Genomic DNA, 17710 nt, shown 5'->3' on the forward strand with positions numbered 1-17710 from the left:
AGCGAAACGCATCGGACGCCGGGTCCGGCGCCGGGAGACGCGAGCCCCTCGCGTGCCCGGGATTCTCCCAGACCCCGGCGAAGTCTCCGCGCGGCTACCCGCGCACCTGCCCCAGCCACTGCAGGGTCCGCCGGATCTCCGCGGCCAGCGGATGGCCGGGGCCGTGCAGCCGTTCGACGTCCAGGACGAGCCGGGCGAGGGTGTCGTGGGCGGCCGGCCGGTCGCCGAGGGCGAGCAGCAGATGGCCGATGCGGCGGCGCACCTCGTGGGCGAGCTGGGGGTCCCCGGAGACGTACTGGTTCTCGTAGTACGGCAGCAGCGCGCGGTACTCGGCGAGCGCCGCCGCCGGTTCGCCCAGTTGCTCCAGGCACTGCGCGGCCTCGTAGCGGTAGCGCAGCGACTGCGGGTCGGCCTGGCCGGCCTCGGCGGCGCGTTCGTCGGCGAGCCGGCGCAGTTCGGGCAGCGCGCGCCGGTACTGGCCGTCGTCCATCAGCGTGGCCGCGTACTGCTTGCGCAGGGTGCGTACGACCGGTGAGTGCTCACCGTGCTGCTCGGCGGCGGCCGGCAGGATCGCGCCCAGGATGTCGACGGCCTGTGTGATGCGGCCCTCGCCCAGCAGGCGCTTGACGTCGTCCACGGCGGCGGCGACATCGGGCTTCCCGGCCACCGGCGGCGCCGGTGCGACGGGCGCGGGCTGCGGCGCGGGGGTGCGTGCGCGGTCCGGCCAGGGGGCGTGCGGGCGCAGGAAGGGGCGCGTGGGGTCCAGGGGCGCTCCGGTGGGCGTCCCGCGCGCGGGCAGGAGCAGCGCCAGGGCCTCGTACACCTCCTGCGCGGACGCCGGCCTGTGCTGCGGGTCCTTGGCGAGCAGCCGCAGCACCAGCCTCTCGAGCGCCTCGGGGACCTCCGGGCGGATCCGGCGCACGGGCAGCGGCGGCTCGTACAGGTGCCGGTGCAGCACGCCCAGGGCGGTGGAACCCGCGAACGGCACCTCGCCGCTGAGCAGTTCGTGCATCAGCACGCCGAGCGCGTACAGGTCGGTGTACGGGCCGACCGCGCCGCCCATCGCCTGCTCCGGCGCCATGTAGGCGGGCGAGCCGATCGGGGAGCCGGTGTGCGTGAGGCGCGTGGTGTCGGTGTCCATCACCGAGGCCACGCCCAGGTCGAGGACGGTGACCGTGCCGTCCTGCTTCACCATCACATTGCGCGGCTTGAGGTCGCGGTGCACGATCGGCACGGCGTGCACGGCGCTCAGCACGGCGCACAGTTGCGCGGCCACCGCGACCGTCCACTGCCACGGGTACGGGTCGTGCTCGGCGAGGTGGTCGGAGAGGTCGGCGCCGTCGACGTACTGCATGACGAGGAACAGCTCCTCGCCCTCGCTGCCCGCGTCGTGCACCGTCACCAGGCCGGGGTGGTCCACCTGCGCGGTCACCCGGCACTCGCGCACGAAGCGGCGGCGCAGTTCGTCCGCCTCCTGTCCCGCCACCTTGTCCGGGCGCAGCAGCTTCACCGCCACACGCCGGTCGAGCCGGCGGTCGTACGCCGTCCAGACCTGGCCCATGCCGCCCTGCCCGATGAGCGTGGACAGTTCGTACCGGCCGGCGACCATGCGTCCTGTCGTCACGGTCACCGTCCGCCCTCGCCGTGGCCCTCGTGTCCGTCGTGCCGGCGCAGGTAGTCGCTGAGTTCGTCCAGTTCGGCGCGTACCTGGTCGATGCGGGCGGGCGCGGGGCGCTGGGGCGGCGCGGGGGCCGGGGGCACGGCCGCGGTGTGCGGCGGCCCGGGTATCGGGGTGTGCGGCCGGGGCACCGGCGTGTGGTGCGCGGGCGGTACGGGGTGCTGCGGGGCCGGCGCGGGCGCGGTGTACGGCGCCGCCGCGTGCCCGAAGCCGTAGGGTCCGGGCGCGGGCGGGGCGTGGGTGGCGGCGTGCGCAGGGGGGAACCCGGCGAACCGCTGCCGCTGGTGCAGCCGGATGTCCACGGCCAGGTAGTACGCCGCGGACGCCACGCCGAGCAGTATGAGCAGGCCCAGGGCGACGTCGCTGCGCCAGTCCTCCTCCGGCAGTTCACCGACCACCACGAACCCGGTGACGGACAGCGGCAGGCTCAGCCAGGCCGACAGCCAGTCGTACCAGCGGCCCCGCACGAAGGCCAGCCGGAACAACGGCAGGCACGACAGCAGTCCGCAGGTGAGGGCCCCGGCCGCCGCGAACATCACGCGCAGGGATATGACCTTTCCCGCGCTGCGGGGAGGCGGCACCGCGCCGTGGCCGTACATGACTGCTCCTGGACCGAGTGGGACCGATGGGACGGACGCCGACGGGACGGTGTCCCGGTCGGAGTCCGAGCGTATAGGCCGACACGGACAACGGGTCCCGGGTTGTACCGAACCGTTGTCGCACTGATCACTTCACGTGGTCCGGCCGTTCCACGGGGTCCGGCCGCAACCGTTCGGCCGGGCCGCGTTCCGTGTCCGGGTCAGCCGGGCGCGACCGTGCCGTCCGTCAGGCCGTCGTACATCCCGCGCACCAGCTGTTCCCCGAGCCGGCTCGCCTGCCTGAGCGCCCGCTCGAACTCGTCCAGCGCGCGGAACCGGTCGCCGTAGCGCCGCTGTTCCTCCAGCGGGAGCCGGGGCAGCTGGAGCCGGCGCACGTCCAGCCGGGTCGCCGTGGAGGCATAGCTGCTGGCCTGCCGGTTGTTGGCCGTGCCCCGCAGGAACCCGGCGAGGAACCACGGGTCGAGGGCCGACCGGTCCGGGCGCAGCAGCACGAGGTTGCGCCCCAGGACCGCGCCCCCGGTCGCCTCGTCGACCACCCGCGCCACCGATCCGCCGCCGACCACCGGTACGACGACGTCCCCCGGCTCGGTCAGTACGGCCTCCTCCTCGCTCTCCGGGAGCGTGCCCGAGGGCGCCGTTCCGGCGAGCACGTCGTGGTCGGTGAGCACCGGCACGCGCGCGTGACCGCCGTTCCCGCCGGTCCGCATCACCAGCGCGCCCGCGCGCGCGAGTTCACCGACCGTGGTCAGCGGCCAGCGGGCGGCCGGCGCCGGGTCGGCCGGGGGCGGGGTGAGGTCGGCGGTCAGGCGCAGGGTGGCGCCGAGGCGCTCACGCACCCGCGTGAGCTGCTCCGCGCCGTCGGCCACCGCGGCCGGCGGCAGATGGCGGGCGGGAGCCAGGTCCACGTCGTCGTCCAGGAGGTCGATGACCGGCACCGGACGGGCGAGCCCGGGCCGCTCCGCGAGCTGCCCCGCGCGCGTGAAGGCGCCCCAGGCGTCCGTCACGGCCTCCCGCACCGCCTCCCAGTCCGGGCCGCCCCGCCCCTCCCCGGCGAACCTCCCGGTGTCCACGAGCAGCACCTCCGGCGTCACCGGCGCCCGGTCGGGCCGGCGCAGCACCCACAGGTGCAGCGGGATGTTGTACGGCGGTGCCGCCCCGACCGGCAGCGCGACCACGGCCCGCAGCGCGCCCCGGCGCAGCAGATCGGCGCGGATCCGGCGCCCGGAACGGCGGGACGCGGCGGCCGGCGGCATGAGCAGCACGGCGGTGCCGCCGTCGGCCAGCCGGGCCAGCGCGTGCTGCACCCAGGCCAGTTCGGACTCGGTGCGGGCCGGGAAGCCGTACTCCCAGCGGGGGTCGTAGGCGAGTTCGTCGTGGCCCCAGTTGCGCTCGTTGAACGGCGGATGGCACAGGACGACGTCGGCGCGCAGTCCGGGGTGCGCGTCGGCGCGCAGGGTGTCACCGGCGGCGGCGCGCACGGTGGCCCGGCTGTGCAGCGCGAGCCGCAGCGCGCTGATCGCGGCCAGTTCGGGGGCGCTGTCCTGGGCGTACAGCTCCTGGTCGGGCCGGGTGGCCACGGCGCGCAGCAGGGCGCCGGTGCCGCAGGCCGGGTCGAGGACGGTGCGGGCCGGTCCGGCGAGGTCGGCCATGAGACCGGCGAGTTCGGCCGGGGTGAGCGTGTACTGGCGGGGGTTGGCGTCCAGGTGCCGGCCCAGCAGGAACTCGAACGCCTGCCGTGCGCCCATCTCGGCGGCCAGTTCGGCGGCACCGCGCAGGAGGGGGGCGGAGAGGAGGAGTTGGGGGCCGGTGGGGGCGCGGAGTGCCGGGGCGGGTGGGGCCGCCGGGAGGGCCGTTGCGGCTGGGGCGGTGTGAACGGCCCGCGTGTGGTGGGTGACCGACTGGGCGTTCACGGGCTGGGGCGTTTGTGCGGCGTTCACAGGCGGTGACGTCGGTGAGGGGTTCACGGCCGGAGGCGTGAGGGCGGGGTTCACACGGCCGGGCTCACCGCCGGCGTGCACACCGGCGGCATCGACGGCCACGTTCACGTCCGGGGAGCCGACACCCGCGTTCACACCCTCGACGTCACGAGCGGCGTTCACACCAAGAGCGTCCCCACCCGGGTTCACACCCCCGGCACCGACAGCCCCTGCCACGGCCCCTGCCACAGCCGCGCCCCGCGCCCGGCGCCCCGCCCCTGCCACCGGTCCCCCGAGACGCGGGACCAGCACCTGGTCCAGCGCTCCGGACAGGATCGCGGCCAGCCGTGCGTCGGAGCCCGCGCTCGCGTCGAGCCAGACGGTGGGCCGCTCGTGGATCAGCAGCAGCACACAGCCGGTCTGCACCAGGGCCGGAAGCGGTCCTTCCGGGTGCCCCGCGAGTTGCTGCCACACGCGTTCGCGCAACGGCACCTCGGCGAGTTTCCCCTGCTTGCGCAGCCAGGCCTCGACCTCGGCGAGCGCGAAGGACGGGCTGGTCTCGGTGCCGCCCACCGGTTTCGGGAAGTCGGCGTGCCGACGGCGCCAGTTGCTGACGGCGGCGCGGCCCACCCCGGCCAGCCGCGCGATACCGGCGGCGGTCACCTCTGTCGCGTTGTCCTGCACCGGCCCCGCTCCCCTCGTCCCGTGTGAGCACCGAGCATACCGACGTACACAAGAGATGGCGGTTCACGCCGTGTACTCCAGTAGTTCCGTGAATCGTGTTGACTCGGTTCACAGGCTCTGGTCTTATTGACCCAGCGAACGAGCGGCCACCGGAGGGGGAGGCCGCAAACGTCTGGGGAGGGGTTCGCCATGGGGATGAAGGCCAAGGTCGCGCTCGGTGCCGTCGTGGGGATCGTCGTCATCGGTGCCGTGTCCGCCAACGCCGGCAGCGACGGCAAGGACGGTGGTTCCGGCGGTGGGGACAAGGGGTCCTCGGCGTCGGCCGAGCACAGGTCCGGCGCCGGGAAGGGTTCGGGGGGAGCCGGGAAGTCCGGCGCGAAGCCCGAGAAGAAGGCCGCCTTCGGGGGCGACGGCGAGTACCGGGTCGGCACCGACGTGAAGCCGGGGACGTACCGCACGACCGGCAACGACGACGGCATGTGCTACTGGGAGCGCGCCAAGGACGCCTCCGGTGAACTCGACTCCCTGCTCGCCAACGACAACGTCAGCGGGACCAGTTACGTGACCGTGAAGGCCACCGACAAGCTGTTCAAGTCCAGCGGTTGCGAGGACTGGGAGGCCGTGGACCCGAAGGCGAAGGGCACGCCCGCCTCCTCGATGGACGGGGACGGGGGCATGTTCAAGGTCGGTACGGACATCGCGCCGGGCACCTACAGGTCGACCGGCAACGCCGACGACTCCTGCTACTGGGAGCGTACGAAGGACGCCGGCCACGGGCTGGACTCGATCATCGCGAACAACAACGTCACCGGTACGGCCGTCGTCACCATCAGCCCGTCGGACGCCTACTTCAAGACGAACGACTGCGGCACCTGGAAGAAGGCCTGACCCGTCCGCTCACGCCGCACTTCCCACCCCCCACTTCTCATCACCCACTTCTCTCAGTGAGGAAACCGTCATGCGTCGTACCGCACTCGCCGCCCTCTGTCTCGCCGCCGCGGCCACGGCGGGACTCACCACCGGCTGCCAGCCGGGGCAGGACTCGGCGGACAGCAAGCCGAAGGGCCCGTTCGCCGGGCTGAGCGGCGGTCAGATCGCCGACCGCGCGCTGAAGGCCACCACGGGCGCCTCGTCCGTGCGGCTGAAGGGCCAGGTCAGCGACGACGAGAGCAAGGGCGTCATCGACATCGACATGGCGATCGACCACGAGGGCAGGTGCGCCGGCACGATGCGCATGAGCGGGCAGGGCAAGGCCGACCTGATCAAGACGGGCAGCACCGTCTACATGAAGTACGACGAGGCGTTCCTGCGCGCGCAGAGCGAGGGCGAGTCCAAGGAGGACACGCAGGCGGCCGTGGACATGCTGGCCGGGAAGTGGACCAAGATGGCCGTGAAGGGCCAGGACGCCAAGGACATCGCGAGCTTCTGCGACCTGGACTCGGTGCTCGGCGACATGAGCGGCGGCGGCACGGCCGGCACCACCCGCGGGAAGACGACGCAGGTCGACGGCGCGCCCGCGATCACCCTGCACGAGAAGGACGGCAAGGAGCGCTACACGGCGTACGTGGCGACCGAGGGCAAGCCGTACCTGCTGCGGGTCGACAGCGTGTCCGGCGGGAAGCAGCCGGAGCACCTGTCGTTCGTCGACTACGGCAAGCCGGTGCCCGCGCGGAAGCCCACGGGCGAGATCGTCGACCTCGACGCGCTGTAACAGCCGACGCGCCGCGAGGCCTACGCGCCGGAACGGCCGGTGCCGGTGGGCGGGGCCCGGCGCGGGGTCACAGGGCGTGGCGCATCCACACGTTGGGCTCGGTGTAGACGGCGTACCCGTGCTCCGGTTCGCAGCGGACCGGGACCAGGGCGCCGGGCACCTCGACGTCGCCCGCCGTGTCGAAGGGCAGCCCGGTCCAGCGGCGCCAGTCCTCCAGCGAGCCGGTCACGGTCATGGAGGCCGGGGCGACGGAGTCGAAGGTGGCGCCGGCCCGGGCGTGCACGCGCAGCCAGGGGTCCGCGGGCAGCCCGTCGGGGCGGACCCGGTGGGCGTACTCGGCGATCGGGGTGCGTGGCTCGCGGTGCTTGGCGTTGGGGCGGACGGGGGCGACGACCTCGCGGAAGCCGCGGGCGCGGGCGTTGTCGCGCATCGCGGAGAGCATGACGGACGACAGGCCCCGGCCCTGGGCGTGCGGGGCGATGGTCACCGCGATGGCGCTGACGGTGTCCGGGCGGGTGCCGTGGCGCAGGTCGGCGAAGCCCCACACCAGGACCTGGTCCCAGCCCCGGGCCGGCAGGGTGCGCCGGCCGTCCAGGTCGAGGGCGAAGGGCACGCTGTAGGCGTGGGCGACGACCCGGCCGTCCGCGTCCTCGGCGAACAGCGTGTACTCCGGCAGTTCGGTGGGGATGCGGCCGTAGTGGGCGTTGCCCACCAGGTCGTGGGTGACGAACTCGGGCCAGGTGTCGGTCATGCCGAGCACCGCCCCGAGCCGGTCGGGCCGCTCGGCGAGGCTGCTCACCTTGATGTCCATGACGGTCACGGTAGGCGGTGCCTGGCCGGGCGGGACAGCGCATTGCCCGGCGGCGGGACGGCGGTGCGGGCGGTGCCCGTGCGGGTCACCGGGCCCGGAAGCGCTCGGGTGCCTTGGTGGGGTTGCCACCGGTGGGGAGCTTCTGGCCGGGGCAGCCGGCGAGGACCTTCCTCATGGCGCTCCGCTCGGCGGCGGTGACCCACAGGCCGTACTTCTTCTTGACCGCGACCTGGGCGGCGACATAGGCGCACCGGTAGGACTTGTCCGGCGGCAGCCAGGTGGCCGCGTCGCCGTCGCCCTTGCCGCGGTTGGTGCTCGCGTCGACCGCGATGAGGTTCAGGGGGTCGTTGGCCAGCGCTATGCGCTTGCTGGGGTCCCAGTACTTGGCGCCCTTCTGCCAGGCGTCGGAGAGGGCGACGACGTGGTCGATGTCGACCTGGCTGCGACCGCGCCGGTAGGTGATGTCCTTGCCGGAGTAGGGGTCGGGGTCCAGCAGCCCGTAGGAGACCCTGCACCTGCCGCCGGTGAACCGCACCTGCTTCAGGTCGCGTTTGAGGATGTCGTCGCGGGTGTCGCAGGAGTTGGAGTCGGTGTCCGCCCAGGCGGTGCCGAACCGCTCCCGGGAGTAACCGGTCTTCGGCGCGCGCCCCTTGACGGTCAGTGAGTCGACGGCGGCCAGGGCCGCGCCCCCGGTTCCGCTCTTCGCGGGCCCGGAGGCCCCCTCGGTCTGCTCGGCCGTGCAGCCGGTCACGGCGACCAGCACCGCAACGGCGATGGCCGCCCCGCCCCTCGGACGCGTCACAGTGCGTCTCCCTCCCTCACCCTGGCCCGCCCCGCAGGCGCGGGCGGATCGTTCCGCTCACCACCGTAACTTCCCGCTGCCACCCGTCAGATGCCGGCGCGAAGGGGGCATCGGGAAGCACACCGGGTACCAAGGGGGGAGGTGACGGGCCGTCGACGTGGGCCGCCGGGTCGTCACCCCCGACTCCCCGCTCGGCTACGCGCGGACCCGGACGGCCGTACCGGTGGCGGGCGCGCGGTAGCCGTTGGGCGCGCGCACGGACGTGATCAGGCCCTGCCGCGCGCAGGGGCGCAGGGCGCGCGGTGTCCCGGTGGCCTCGGCCGGCTCACCGATCCGCGTGCGCGCCCCGCCCGTGTACCCCGCCGTCACCCCAGGACCGAGGTGAGGAACTCACCGACCCAGGCCAGCAGTTCGCGGCCGACCAGCGGCTTGCCGCCCACCCTCGCGGTCTTCGGGCGCGGGACCAGCACCTGGTGGGCGGTGGGCTTGATGACCGTGCCCGGGTAGAGCCGCTTGAGCCGCAGCTCCTGCGACTCGCGCAGTTCCACCGGCGCGAAGCGGATGTTGGTGCCCTGGAGGACGACCTCGCCGACGCCGCACGCGCGCGCGAGCATGCGCAGCCCGGCGACCAGCAGCAGGTTCTCCACCGGCTCGGGCAGCTTGCCGTAGCGGTCGGTGAGTTCCTCGCGGACGGCCTTGATGTCCTCCTCGGAGTTGACCGAGGCGATCGAACGGTACGCCTGGAGGCGCAGCCGCTCGCCGGGCGCGTAGTCGTGCGGGACGTGCGCGTCGACCGGCAGCTCGATCTTGACCTCGAGCGGGGCCTCCTCCTCGATCCCGCCCGTCTCCAGCTGGCGCCGGTAGTCCGCGACGGCCTCGCCGACCATGCGGACGTACAGGTCGAAGCCGACGCCCGCGATGTGCCCGGACTGCTCGCCGCCGAGCAGGTTGCCGGCGCCGCGGATCTCCAGGTCCTTCATCGCGACGTACATGCCGGCGCCCATCTCGGTGTGCTGGGCGATGGTGGCCAGGCGCTCGTGCGCGGTCTCCGTCAGCGGCTTCTCCGGCGGGTACAGGAAGTACGCGTAGCCGCGCTCGCGGCCCCGGCCGACGCGGCCGCGCAGCTGGTGCAGCTGGGACAGGCCGAAGGTGTCGCCGCGCTCCACGATCAGCGTGTTGGCGTTGGAGATGTCGATGCCGGACTCGACGATCGTGGTCGAGACGAGGACGTCGAACTTCTTCTCCCAGAAGTCGACGACCACCTGCTCCAGCGCGGACTCCGACATCTGGCCGTGGGCGGTCGCGATGCGGGCCTCGGGGACGATGTCGCGGAGTCTGGCGGCGGCGCGGTCGATGGACTCGACGCGGTTGTGGATGTAGAAGACCTGGCCCTCGCGCAGCAGTTCGCGGCGGATGGCGGCGCCGATCTGCCTCTCCTCGTAGGGCCCGACGAAGGTGAGCACCGGGTGGCGCTCCTCCGGGGGCGTGGTGATCGTGGACATCTCGCGGATGCCGGTGACCGCCATCTCCAGGGTGCGCGGGATCGGGGTGGCGGACATGGTCAGCACGTCGACGTTGGCGCGGAGCTTCTTCAGCTGCTCCTTGTGCTCGACGCCGAAGCGCTGCTCCTCGTCGACGATGACCAGGCCCAGGTCCTTGAACCTGGTCTCCGAGGAGAACAGGCGGTGGGTGCCGATGACGACGTCCACGGAGCCGTCCTTCAGCCCTTCCAGGACGGCCTTGGCCTCGGTGTCGGTCTGGAAGCGGGACAGTGCCCGCACGTTCACCGGGAACTGTCCGTACCGCTCGGAGAACGTCCCGAAGTGCTGCTGCACCAGCAGGGTCGTGGGGACGAGGACGGCGACCTGCTTGCCGTCCTGCACGGCCTTGAAGGCGGCCCGGACCGCGATCTCGGTCTTGCCGTAGCCGACGTCGCCGCAGACGAGGCGGTCCATGGGGATCGACTTCTCCATGTCCTCCTTGACCTCGGCGATGGTGGTGAGCTGGTCCGGGGTCTCCGCGTACGGGAAGGCGTCCTCCAGCTCGCGCTGCCAGGGGGTGTCGGCACCGAAGGCGTGGCCGGGGGCGGCCATGCGGGCGCTGTAGAGCTTGATCAGGTCGGCGGCGATCTCCTTGACGGCCTTCTTCGCGCGCGCCTTGGTCTTCGTCCAGTCGGCGCCGCCGAGGCGGTGCAGGGTGGGTGCCTCGCCGCCGACGTACTTGGTGATCTGCTCCAGCTGGTCGGTCGGGATGTACAGCCGGTCGCCGGGCTGGCCGCGCTTGGCGGGCGCGTACTCCACGACCAGGTACTCGCGGGTGGCGCCCTGGACGGTGCGCTGCACCATCTCGATGTAGCGGCCCACGCCGTGCTGCTCGTGGACGATGTAGTCGCCCGGCTCCAGGGTGAGCGGGTCGATGGTCTTGCGGCGGCGGGCCGGCATCCGGGCGCCGTCGCGGGTGGCGGTGCGCTGCCCGGACAGGTCGGTCTCGGTGAGCACGGCGAGTCTGAGCGCCGGGTCCACGAAGCCGTACTCGATCGAGCCGCAGGAGACGTGCACCACGGAGGGGCTGAGCTCGCCGAGGTCGTTGTCGAGGCGGGCGGCGATGCCCTCGCCGCCGAGGACCTCCACCGTGCGGGCGGCCGGGCCGTGGCCCTCGGTGACGAACACCGCGCGCCAGCCGTCCGCGAGCCAGCCCTTGGTGTCGGCGAGGGCCCGCGCGGTGTCGCCGCGGTAGGTCTCGGGGGCGTGCATGCCGAGCTTGAGGGTGTCCGCGTCCAGTTCCTCGTCGGCGGCGAACGGGGACACCGACCACCACATCATGTCCAGCTCGCGCGCGCGGTCGCGGACGTCGGCGATGGACCACAGGGAGGCCGCGCCGACGTCGATCGGGGCCTCGCCGCCGCCGGCGGTGGCCGCCCAGGACGCCTGGAGGAACTCCTGGCTGGTGGCGACGAGGTCGGCGGCGCGGGTGCGGACCCGCTCCGGGTCGCAGACGACGGCCATGGCGCCCTCGGGCAGGACGTCGAGCAGCAGCTCCATGTCGTCGACGAGGACCGGGGCCAGGGATTCCATGCCCTCGACCGCGATGCCCTCCGCGATCTTGTTCAGGAGTTCGCCGAGCTCCGGGTGTTCCTCGGCGAGAGCACGCGCGCGGGCGCGGACGTCGTCGGTGAGCAGCAGCTCGCGGCAGGGGGGCGCCCACAGGCCGTGCTCGGCGACTTCGAGGGAGCGCTGGTCGGCGACCTTGAAGTAACGGATCTCCTCGACGTCGTCGCCCCAGAACTCGATGCGCAGGGGGTGTTCCTCGGTGGGCGGGAAGACGTCCAGGATGCCGCCGCGTACGGCGAACTCGCCGCGCTTCTCGACCAGCTCCACGCGCGCGTAGGCGGCGGCCGCGAGGGCTTCGACGACGTCGTTCAGGTCGGCGCTCTGGCCGGTCCGCAGCGCCACCGGTTCCAGGTCGCCGAGACCCTTGACCTGCGGCTGGAGCACGGAGCGCACGGGGGCCACGACGACGGAGACCGGGCCGGTCTCGGGGTCGTCGGGGCGGGGGTGGGCGAGGCGGCGCAGGACGGCGAGGCGGCGGCCGACGGTGTCGCTGCGGGGGCTGAGCCGCTCGTGCGGGAGGGTCTCCCAGGAGGGGTACTCCACGACGCCCTGTTCGGGCAGCAGGGAGCGCAGGGCGGCGGCGAGGTCCTCGGCCTCCCGGCCGGTCGCGGTGACCGCCAGCACCGGGCGGCCGGCCTCACGGGCCAGGGCGGCGATGGCGAAGGGCCGGGCGGCCGGGGGGCCGACCAGGTCGACGTGCGGGCGGTTGCCGTCCGCCGCCGCCCTGATCGCTTCCGCGAGGGCGGGGTCCTTGACTACGGCGTCGAGCAGACCGTGCAGGCTCATGGAGGGGCTTTCCGTCCAGGGGGTCGGCAACACGAAGGGCCCGACTCGTGCGACGGGCCGGGGCTGTCCAGCGTACGACGGCGTGGGCGAAGGCGCGGGGGCTGTGGACAACCCCGGGCGGGCGCACAGCGCGAAGACCCGGTGCCGGGAAGTCCCCCAGGACTCCCCGGCACCGGGTCCGCCCGCCGCAACCCCCGTGTGCGGTGGCCGTCGGTCCAGCCCGTCCGGCTGGTCCGCCAGGGCCTTCCGCTCGGATCGTGCCGGGCTCGCGGGGTCCGGCCTGATCCGAGCGAAGGACCCTAGTCGGTCGCGATGGCGTTCAGGACGTTCATGCGGCCCGCGCGGAACGCCGGGATCAGCGCGGCGAACAGTCCCACGAAGGCCGAGCCGACGAAGACGCCGGTGATCGTCGGCCAGGGGATCTCCAGGACGTTCAGACCCTCCAGGGCGAGGAGCTTCTGGGCGGTCGCGCCCCAGCCCATGCCGAGCCCCAGGCCGAGCAGGGCGCCGAAGACGGCGATCACCACGGACTCCAGGCGGATCATCCGGCGCAGCTGGCGGCGGGAGAGGCCGATGGCCCGCATGAGGCCGATCTCCCGGGTCCGCTCGACCACCGACAGGGCCAGGGTGTTCACCACACCGAGGACCGCGACGATGATCGCGAGCGCCAGCAGGCCGTAGATCATGTTCAGCAGCTGGCCGATCTGGTCCTTCAGCGCCTGCTTGTAGTCGGTCTGGTCGCGCACGGTCAGCGCCGGGTCGTCGCGCAGCACCGACTTCAGCGCCTTGTAGGCGGCGGCCTCCTGCCCGTCCTTGGCGGTGGCGAACATCAGCTGGTCGAGGGGCATGCGGTCGGCCGGGACGTACCTGGCGGCGGTGGCGATGGAGACGTACATCGCGCCCTTGTCGACGACGACGTCGTCGCTGGTGATCGCGCGGACGGTCAGCTTCGCCGTGCGGCCGTCCTCGAAGTGGACGGCGACGGTGGAGCCGAGCTTGATGCCGTGGTCCTTGGCGAAGCCCTCGAAGACGGACATGGAGTCGGGCTTGTAGGCGTCGGCGAGGTCACCGGCGACGGTCTTGGTGCGCAGGTCCTGGACGTAGGTCGCGTCGGCCGCGTTGATGGTCTCCTTCTTGCTGACCCGGCCGTCCGGTGTGGTCAGGGAGGCGTCCAGGAGCTTGTACTCGGTGACCCGCTCCAGGCCGGGCGTGTCCTTGATCTTCTGCACCATCTGGGGCTTGATCAGGTTGTACTCCTGCTCGCCCTGGATGATGAAGTCGGTGCCCACGGTCTTGTCCAGCTGGTCGGTGGCCGAGGCCACCATGGAGGAGCCGACCACGGACAGGCAGGCCACCAGGGCGAGGCCGATCATCAGGGCGGCGCCGGTGGCGCCGGTGCGGCGCGGGTTGCGCAGCGCGTTGCGCTCGGCCATGCGGCCCACGGGTCCGAAGACCCGCAGGAGGACCGCGCCGAGGACGCGGACCAGTCCGGCGGCGAGCAGCGGGCCGATGACGACGAAGCCGATGAGCGTGGCCACCACGCCCAGGCCCAGCCAGCCCGAGCCGGTCTTGGCCTGGTCGGCGGTGGCGGCGGTGTACAGGCACCAGCCGCCGGCGGCGGTCAGGAGCAGGCCGGTCACGGCCCGGACGGCACCGGCCCTGGCGTCGGCCGGGGCGCCGGCGTCGCGCAGGGCGGCCATCGGGGAGACCTTGCCGGCGCGCCGGGCGGGCAGGTAGGCGGCGAGGACGGTGACGACCACGCCGAGGAGCAGGCCGATCGCGGGGGTGGTCCAGGCGACGGTGAGGTCGTCGGTGGACAGGTTCATGCCGATCTGGCCCATGAGTTCCATCAGGCCGATCGCGATGCCGACGCCGGCGCCGACGCCGAGCACCGAGCCGAGGACGCCGAGCAGCAGCGCCTCGACCAGTACGGAGCGGTTGACCTGCTTGCGGGAGGAGCCGATGGCGCGCAGCAGGCCGATCTCGCGGGTGCGCTGGGCGACCAGCATGGAGAAGGTGTTGATGATCAGGAAGATGCCGACGAGGAAGGCGATCCCGGCGAAGCCGAGCATCGCGTACTTCATGACGTTCAGGAAGCTCTGGACGTCCTTCTGGTTGGCGTCGGCGACCTCCTTGGCGGTCTGCACCTTGTAGCCGTGCCCGAGGACGGCGGTGACGTTCTTCTTCAGCTGCGCGTCGGTGACGCCCTTGGCGGCCATGACGTTGACGTCGGTGTAGACGCCGGTCCGGCCGACGAGGGTCTGCTGGGCGGTCTTCGTGTCCAGGTAGAAGATCGCCGCGCCGGGGTTGGTGACCTTGAAGGCGGCGATGCCGGACACGCGCGCGTGGTGCGTGCCGATGGCCGTGATCACGCCGATCTCGTCGCCGAGCTTCAGATGGTGCTTGCTCGCGGTGTCGGCGTCGACCATCACCTGGTCCGGGCCCTTGGGCGCGGTACCGGAGGTGATCTCCATGGTGCGGGCGTCGTTGCCGTTCCAGCTGCCGACGATGGTGGGCGCGCCGCTGGTGGGCGACAGCTTGTCCTTGCCGGCGTCGATGACGGTGACCGCGGTGGAGAACACCGTGCCCTCGGCCGAGCGGACCCCCCGGGCCCCGCGGACCTTGCCGACCACGGAGGCGGGCAGCACGGGCGGCTTGCCGGTGCGGGAGGTGGTCTCCCCGGTGTCGGAGGAGCCCTTGGCGCTGACCTGGACGTCCGAGGACGTGGCCTGGAAGAGCTTGTCGAAGGTGGTGTTCATGGTGTCGGTGAACACGAGCGTGCCGCACACGAACGCCACCGACAGCAGGACCGCGACCGCCGACAGCGCCATGCGGCCCTTGTGCGCGAGGAAGTTGCGCATCGAGGTCTTCAGCACGGTCATGACGTGCGCCCCCGGGCGTCGAAGTCCTTCATGCGGTCCAGGACCTGTTCGGCCGTCGGCTGGTACATCTCGTCGACGATCCGGCCGTCGGCGAGGTAGAGCACGCGGTCGGCGTAGGAGGCGGCCACGGGGTCGTGGGTGACCATGACGATGGTCTGGCCGAGTTCGTCCACCGAGCGGCGCAGGAAGCCCAGGACTTCGGCTCCCGCACGCGAGTCGAGGTTGCCGGTCGGCTCGTCCCCGAAGATGATCTCCGGGCGGGCGGCGAGCGCGCGGGCCACGGCGACGCGCTGCTGCTGGCCGCCGGAGAGCTGGGTGGGGCGGTGCTTGAGGCGCCCGGCGAGCCCGACGGTCTCCACCACGCGGTCCAGCCAGGCCCGGTCGGGCTTGCGGCCGGCGATGTCCATGGGCAGCGTGATGTTCTCGATCGCGTTCAGCGTCGGCAGCAGGTTGAACGCCTGGAAGATGAAGCCGATCCGGTCGCGGCGCAGCTGGGTGAGCTTCTTGTCCTTCAGGCCGGTGATCTCGGTCTCGTCCAGGTGGATCTGACCGCTCGTCACGGTGTCCAGGCCGGCGAGGCAGTGCATCAGGGTGGACTTGCCGGACCCGGAGGGGCCCATGATCGCGGTGAACTGGCCGCGGGCGATGTCCACGTCGACGTGGTCCAGGGCGACGACACGGGTCTCGCCCGACCCGTACGCCTTCACGACCTGCCGCGCCCGCGCGGCAACGGCCGTCCGCCCGCCAGTGCCCCCGTGCCTGGGAATGGTCACAGCCGATGTCACGGTATGTCTCCTATGTCGGTTGACAGGTCGTGGTCGATGTCCCGGTGTTCCGGTCGTCGTCCTGGGTTACGTCGATGAGTCTCGCGGTCGGCGGGGGTGCCGCGCGCTGGTGCGGGGCCCCGTCTTTCCCGGGGGAAATCCCCACCCCCGCCGGTGCGGTCCGCCGCCCCCCAGCGGCGTAAAGCCAGGTTAAGGAACGCCCCCGGCCGGTCTCGTCCTCCGCCGGGACGAACCCTCCCCGAGCCGCAGTACGGAGGAACCCCTAGGGGTGCTCCACCGCCGGGTGGAGCCGTTCTCGGGGTCGCCTCCACCCTTCGGTGTGCGAAGCCTCCACCCTTCCGCCGCGCCAGGGTCAAGCACGGCCCGCCGTGGGAGGCTGGCGCGGCGGTGGTACGTGCAGGGGGCACGGGGTAGCGTCCGACAGGGGCCACGGGAGGGGTGTGCGGTGGGGAGTACGACACCGGCGACACGCGGCGGAGCCGGCCGGCGGCAGGACACCCGGCGGCGGGGTGCGGTGGTCGCCGCGCTGATGCTGGCGATGGCACTGGCCGCGCTCGACTCCACCGTCGTCTCCACGGCCGTACCGCAGATCGTCGGCGACCTCGGCGGGTTCTCCGTCTTCTCGTGGCTGTTCTCCGGCTATCTGCTCGCCGTCACCGTGACGCTGCCCGTGTACGGCAAGCTGTCCGACACCTTCGGCCGCAAGCCGGTGCTGGTGGTGGGCGCGGCCCTGTTCCTGCTCGGCTCGCTGCTGTGCGCGGCGGCCTGGAACATGGGGGCGCTGATCGCGTTCCGGATCGTGCAGGGCCTGGGCGGCGGGGCGCTGCAGGGCACGGTGCAGACGCTGGCCGCCGATCTGTACCCGTTGGCGGAGCGCCCGAAGATCCAGTCCAAGCTCTCCACGGTGTGGGCGGTCTCCGCGGTCGCCGGCCCCGGGCTCGGCGGGGTGCTCGCCGCCTACGCCGACTGGCGCTGGATCTTCCTGGTGAACCTGCCGATCGGCGCCGCCGCCCTGTGGCTGATCGTCCGTCATCTGCACGAGCCGGAGCGGGAGGGGGCGCGTCCCGCGCGCGTGGACTGGGCCGGGGCGCTCGCGGTGTTCGCGTGCGGCGGGGTGCTGCTGACCGCGCTGGTGCAGGGCGGGGTGGCGTGGCCGTGGCTGTCGGCGCCGTCGCTGGCCCTGTCCGGCACGGGCCTGCTGCTGGTCGCCGTGGTGGTGTGGGTGGAGCGGCGGGCCGCGGCGCCCATCATCCCGGGCTGGGTGTGGCGGCGCCGGACGATCGCGGCCGTCAACCTGGCGCTGGGCGCGCTGGGGCTGCTGATGGTGGCGCCGAGCGTGTTCCTGCCGACGTACGCGCAGTCGGTGCTGGGGCTGGGGCCGGTGGCCGCCGGGTTCGTGCTGTCGGTGTGGACGCTGAGCTGGCCGGTGTCGGCCGCGCTGAGCCAGCACGTCTACCGGCGGATCGGCTTCCGGGACACCGCGCTGCTCGGCATCGGCCTGGCGGCGCTGATCCTGTTCGCGTTCCCGTTCCTGCCGTATCCGGGGTCGTGGTGGCAGCCGACGCTGCTGATGCTGCTGCTGGGCGGGGCGCTGGGGCTGTTCCAGCTGCCGCTCATCGTCGGGGTGCAGTCGACCGTGGGCTGGTCGGAGCGGGGCACCACGACGGCGTCGGTGCTGTTCTGCCGGCAGACCGGCCAGACCCTGGGCGCCTCCCTGTTCGGCGCCGTCGCCAACGGCGTGCTGGCCGCGCGGCTCGGCGGGGCCGGCGACCTGGACTCCGTCACGCGCGCGCTGGACGACGGCACGGCTCCCGAGGCGACCCGGCGGGCCATCGCCGGCGCGGTCCACGCGGTCTACCTCGGCGCGGCGGTCGCGGCGGCCCTGGCGTTCGTGGTGCTGCTGGTGGTGGCGCCCCGCCGGTTCCCGGTGCTCCAGGACTGAACCC

Annotated in this window: 12 protein-coding genes; 3 read left to right on the plus strand and 9 right to left on the minus strand. The window is 73.0% G+C overall.

Annotation, left to right across the window (positions count from 1 at the left end):
* Positions 1-94: 94 nt before the first annotated feature.
* The 3 genes from AB0946_RS11525 to AB0946_RS11535 all read right to left on the minus strand — a co-directional run bounded on the left by AB0946_RS11525 (position 95) and on the right by AB0946_RS11535 (position 4877).
* Positions 95-1609, minus strand: a complete 1515-nt coding sequence (locus AB0946_RS11525; RefSeq protein WP_366760693.1) for a serine/threonine-protein kinase — start codon at positions 1607-1609, stop codon at positions 95-97.
* 17 nt (positions 1610-1626) lie between these two features.
* Positions 1627-2277 (minus strand): hypothetical protein, encoded by a 651-nt coding sequence (locus tag AB0946_RS11530; RefSeq protein WP_366760366.1) that lies wholly within the window; start codon positions 2275-2277, stop codon positions 1627-1629.
* Positions 2278-2477: 200 nt separating this feature from the next.
* On the minus strand, positions 2478-4877 hold the full coding sequence (locus AB0946_RS11535) for an N-6 DNA methylase (protein WP_366760367.1): 2400 nt from the start codon (positions 4875-4877) through the stop codon (positions 2478-2480).
* 189 nt (positions 4878-5066) lie between these two features.
* Between AB0946_RS11535 and AB0946_RS11540 the strand changes: the two genes are divergently transcribed.
* Together AB0946_RS11540 and AB0946_RS11545 are read left to right on the plus strand one after the other, a co-directional pair.
* Positions 5067-5765, plus strand: a complete 699-nt coding sequence (locus tag AB0946_RS11540) for a hypothetical protein (protein WP_366760368.1) — start codon at positions 5067-5069, stop codon at positions 5763-5765.
* A 70-nt stretch (positions 5766-5835) separates the two neighbouring features.
* Positions 5836-6588, plus strand: a complete 753-nt coding sequence (locus tag AB0946_RS11545; protein WP_366760369.1) for a hypothetical protein — start codon at positions 5836-5838, stop codon at positions 6586-6588.
* 67 nt (positions 6589-6655) lie between these two features.
* Here the strand turns inward: AB0946_RS11545 and AB0946_RS11550 are convergent, their stop codons facing one another.
* The 6 genes from AB0946_RS11550 to AB0946_RS11575 form a co-directional block, all read right to left on the minus strand.
* Complete coding sequence (locus tag AB0946_RS11550; RefSeq protein ID WP_366760370.1) at positions 6656-7399, minus strand: GNAT family N-acetyltransferase; 744 nt, start codon at positions 7397-7399, stop codon at positions 6656-6658.
* Positions 7400-7484: 85 nt separating this feature from the next.
* Positions 7485-8201: an HNH endonuclease family protein gene (locus AB0946_RS11555; RefSeq protein WP_366760371.1), complete on the minus strand. Its 717-nt coding sequence runs from the start codon at positions 8199-8201 to the stop codon at positions 7485-7487.
* 195 nt (positions 8202-8396) lie between these two features.
* Positions 8397-8570: a hypothetical protein gene (locus AB0946_RS11560; protein ID WP_366760711.1), complete on the minus strand. Its 174-nt coding sequence runs from the start codon at positions 8568-8570 to the stop codon at positions 8397-8399.
* A complete protein-coding gene (gene mfd / locus AB0946_RS11565) occupies positions 8567-12097 on the minus strand; it encodes a transcription-repair coupling factor (RefSeq protein WP_366760372.1) in 3531 nt (1176 codons plus the stop codon). Before mfd ends, AB0946_RS11560 begins: the two co-directional genes overlap by 4 nt.
* A gap of 299 nt (positions 12098-12396) precedes the next feature.
* Positions 12397-14979 carry an FtsX-like permease family protein gene (locus tag AB0946_RS11570; protein WP_366760373.1) on the minus strand — a complete coding sequence of 861 codons (2583 nt, stop codon included), beginning with the start codon at positions 14977-14979 and terminating at the stop codon, positions 12397-12399.
* Positions 14976-15764, minus strand: a complete 789-nt coding sequence (locus AB0946_RS11575) for an ABC transporter ATP-binding protein (protein WP_171155529.1) — start codon at positions 15762-15764, stop codon at positions 14976-14978. Before AB0946_RS11575 ends, AB0946_RS11570 begins: the two co-directional genes overlap by 4 nt.
* A 445-nt stretch (positions 15765-16209) precedes the next feature.
* On the opposite strand from AB0946_RS11575, the gene AB0946_RS11580 reads away from it, so the two are divergent.
* A complete protein-coding gene (locus AB0946_RS11580) occupies positions 16210-17706 on the plus strand; it encodes an MFS transporter (protein WP_366760374.1) in 1497 nt (498 codons plus the stop codon).
* Positions 17707-17710 lie beyond the last annotated feature (4 nt).

Source organism: Streptomyces sp. NPDC046870 (assembly GCF_040704595.1).
Lineage (GTDB): Bacteria > Actinomycetota > Actinomycetes > Streptomycetales > Streptomycetaceae > Streptomyces > Streptomyces argyrophylli.

Excerpts from the sequence above, each read along its gene's own strand:
- AB0946_RS11540 (WP_366760368.1), top strand. The coding sequence starts at position 5,067 with ATGGGGATGAAGGCCAAGGTCGCGCTCGGTGCCGTCGTGGGGATCGTC.
- mfd (WP_366760372.1), bottom strand. The coding sequence starts at position 12,097 with ATGAGCCTGCACGGTCTGCTCGACGCCGTAGTCAAGGACCCCGCCCTC.
- AB0946_RS11545 (WP_366760369.1), top strand. The coding sequence starts at position 5,836 with ATGCGTCGTACCGCACTCGCCGCCCTCTGTCTCGCCGCCGCGGCCACG.
- AB0946_RS11570 (WP_366760373.1), bottom strand. The coding sequence starts at position 14,979 with ATGACCGTGCTGAAGACCTCGATGCGCAACTTCCTCGCGCACAAGGGC.
- AB0946_RS11525 (WP_366760693.1), bottom strand. The coding sequence starts at position 1,609 with ATGGTCGCCGGCCGGTACGAACTGTCCACGCTCATCGGGCAGGGCGGC.
- AB0946_RS11530 (WP_366760366.1), bottom strand. The coding sequence starts at position 2,277 with ATGTACGGCCACGGCGCGGTGCCGCCTCCCCGCAGCGCGGGAAAGGTC.
- AB0946_RS11550 (WP_366760370.1), bottom strand. The coding sequence starts at position 7,399 with ATGGACATCAAGGTGAGCAGCCTCGCCGAGCGGCCCGACCGGCTCGGG.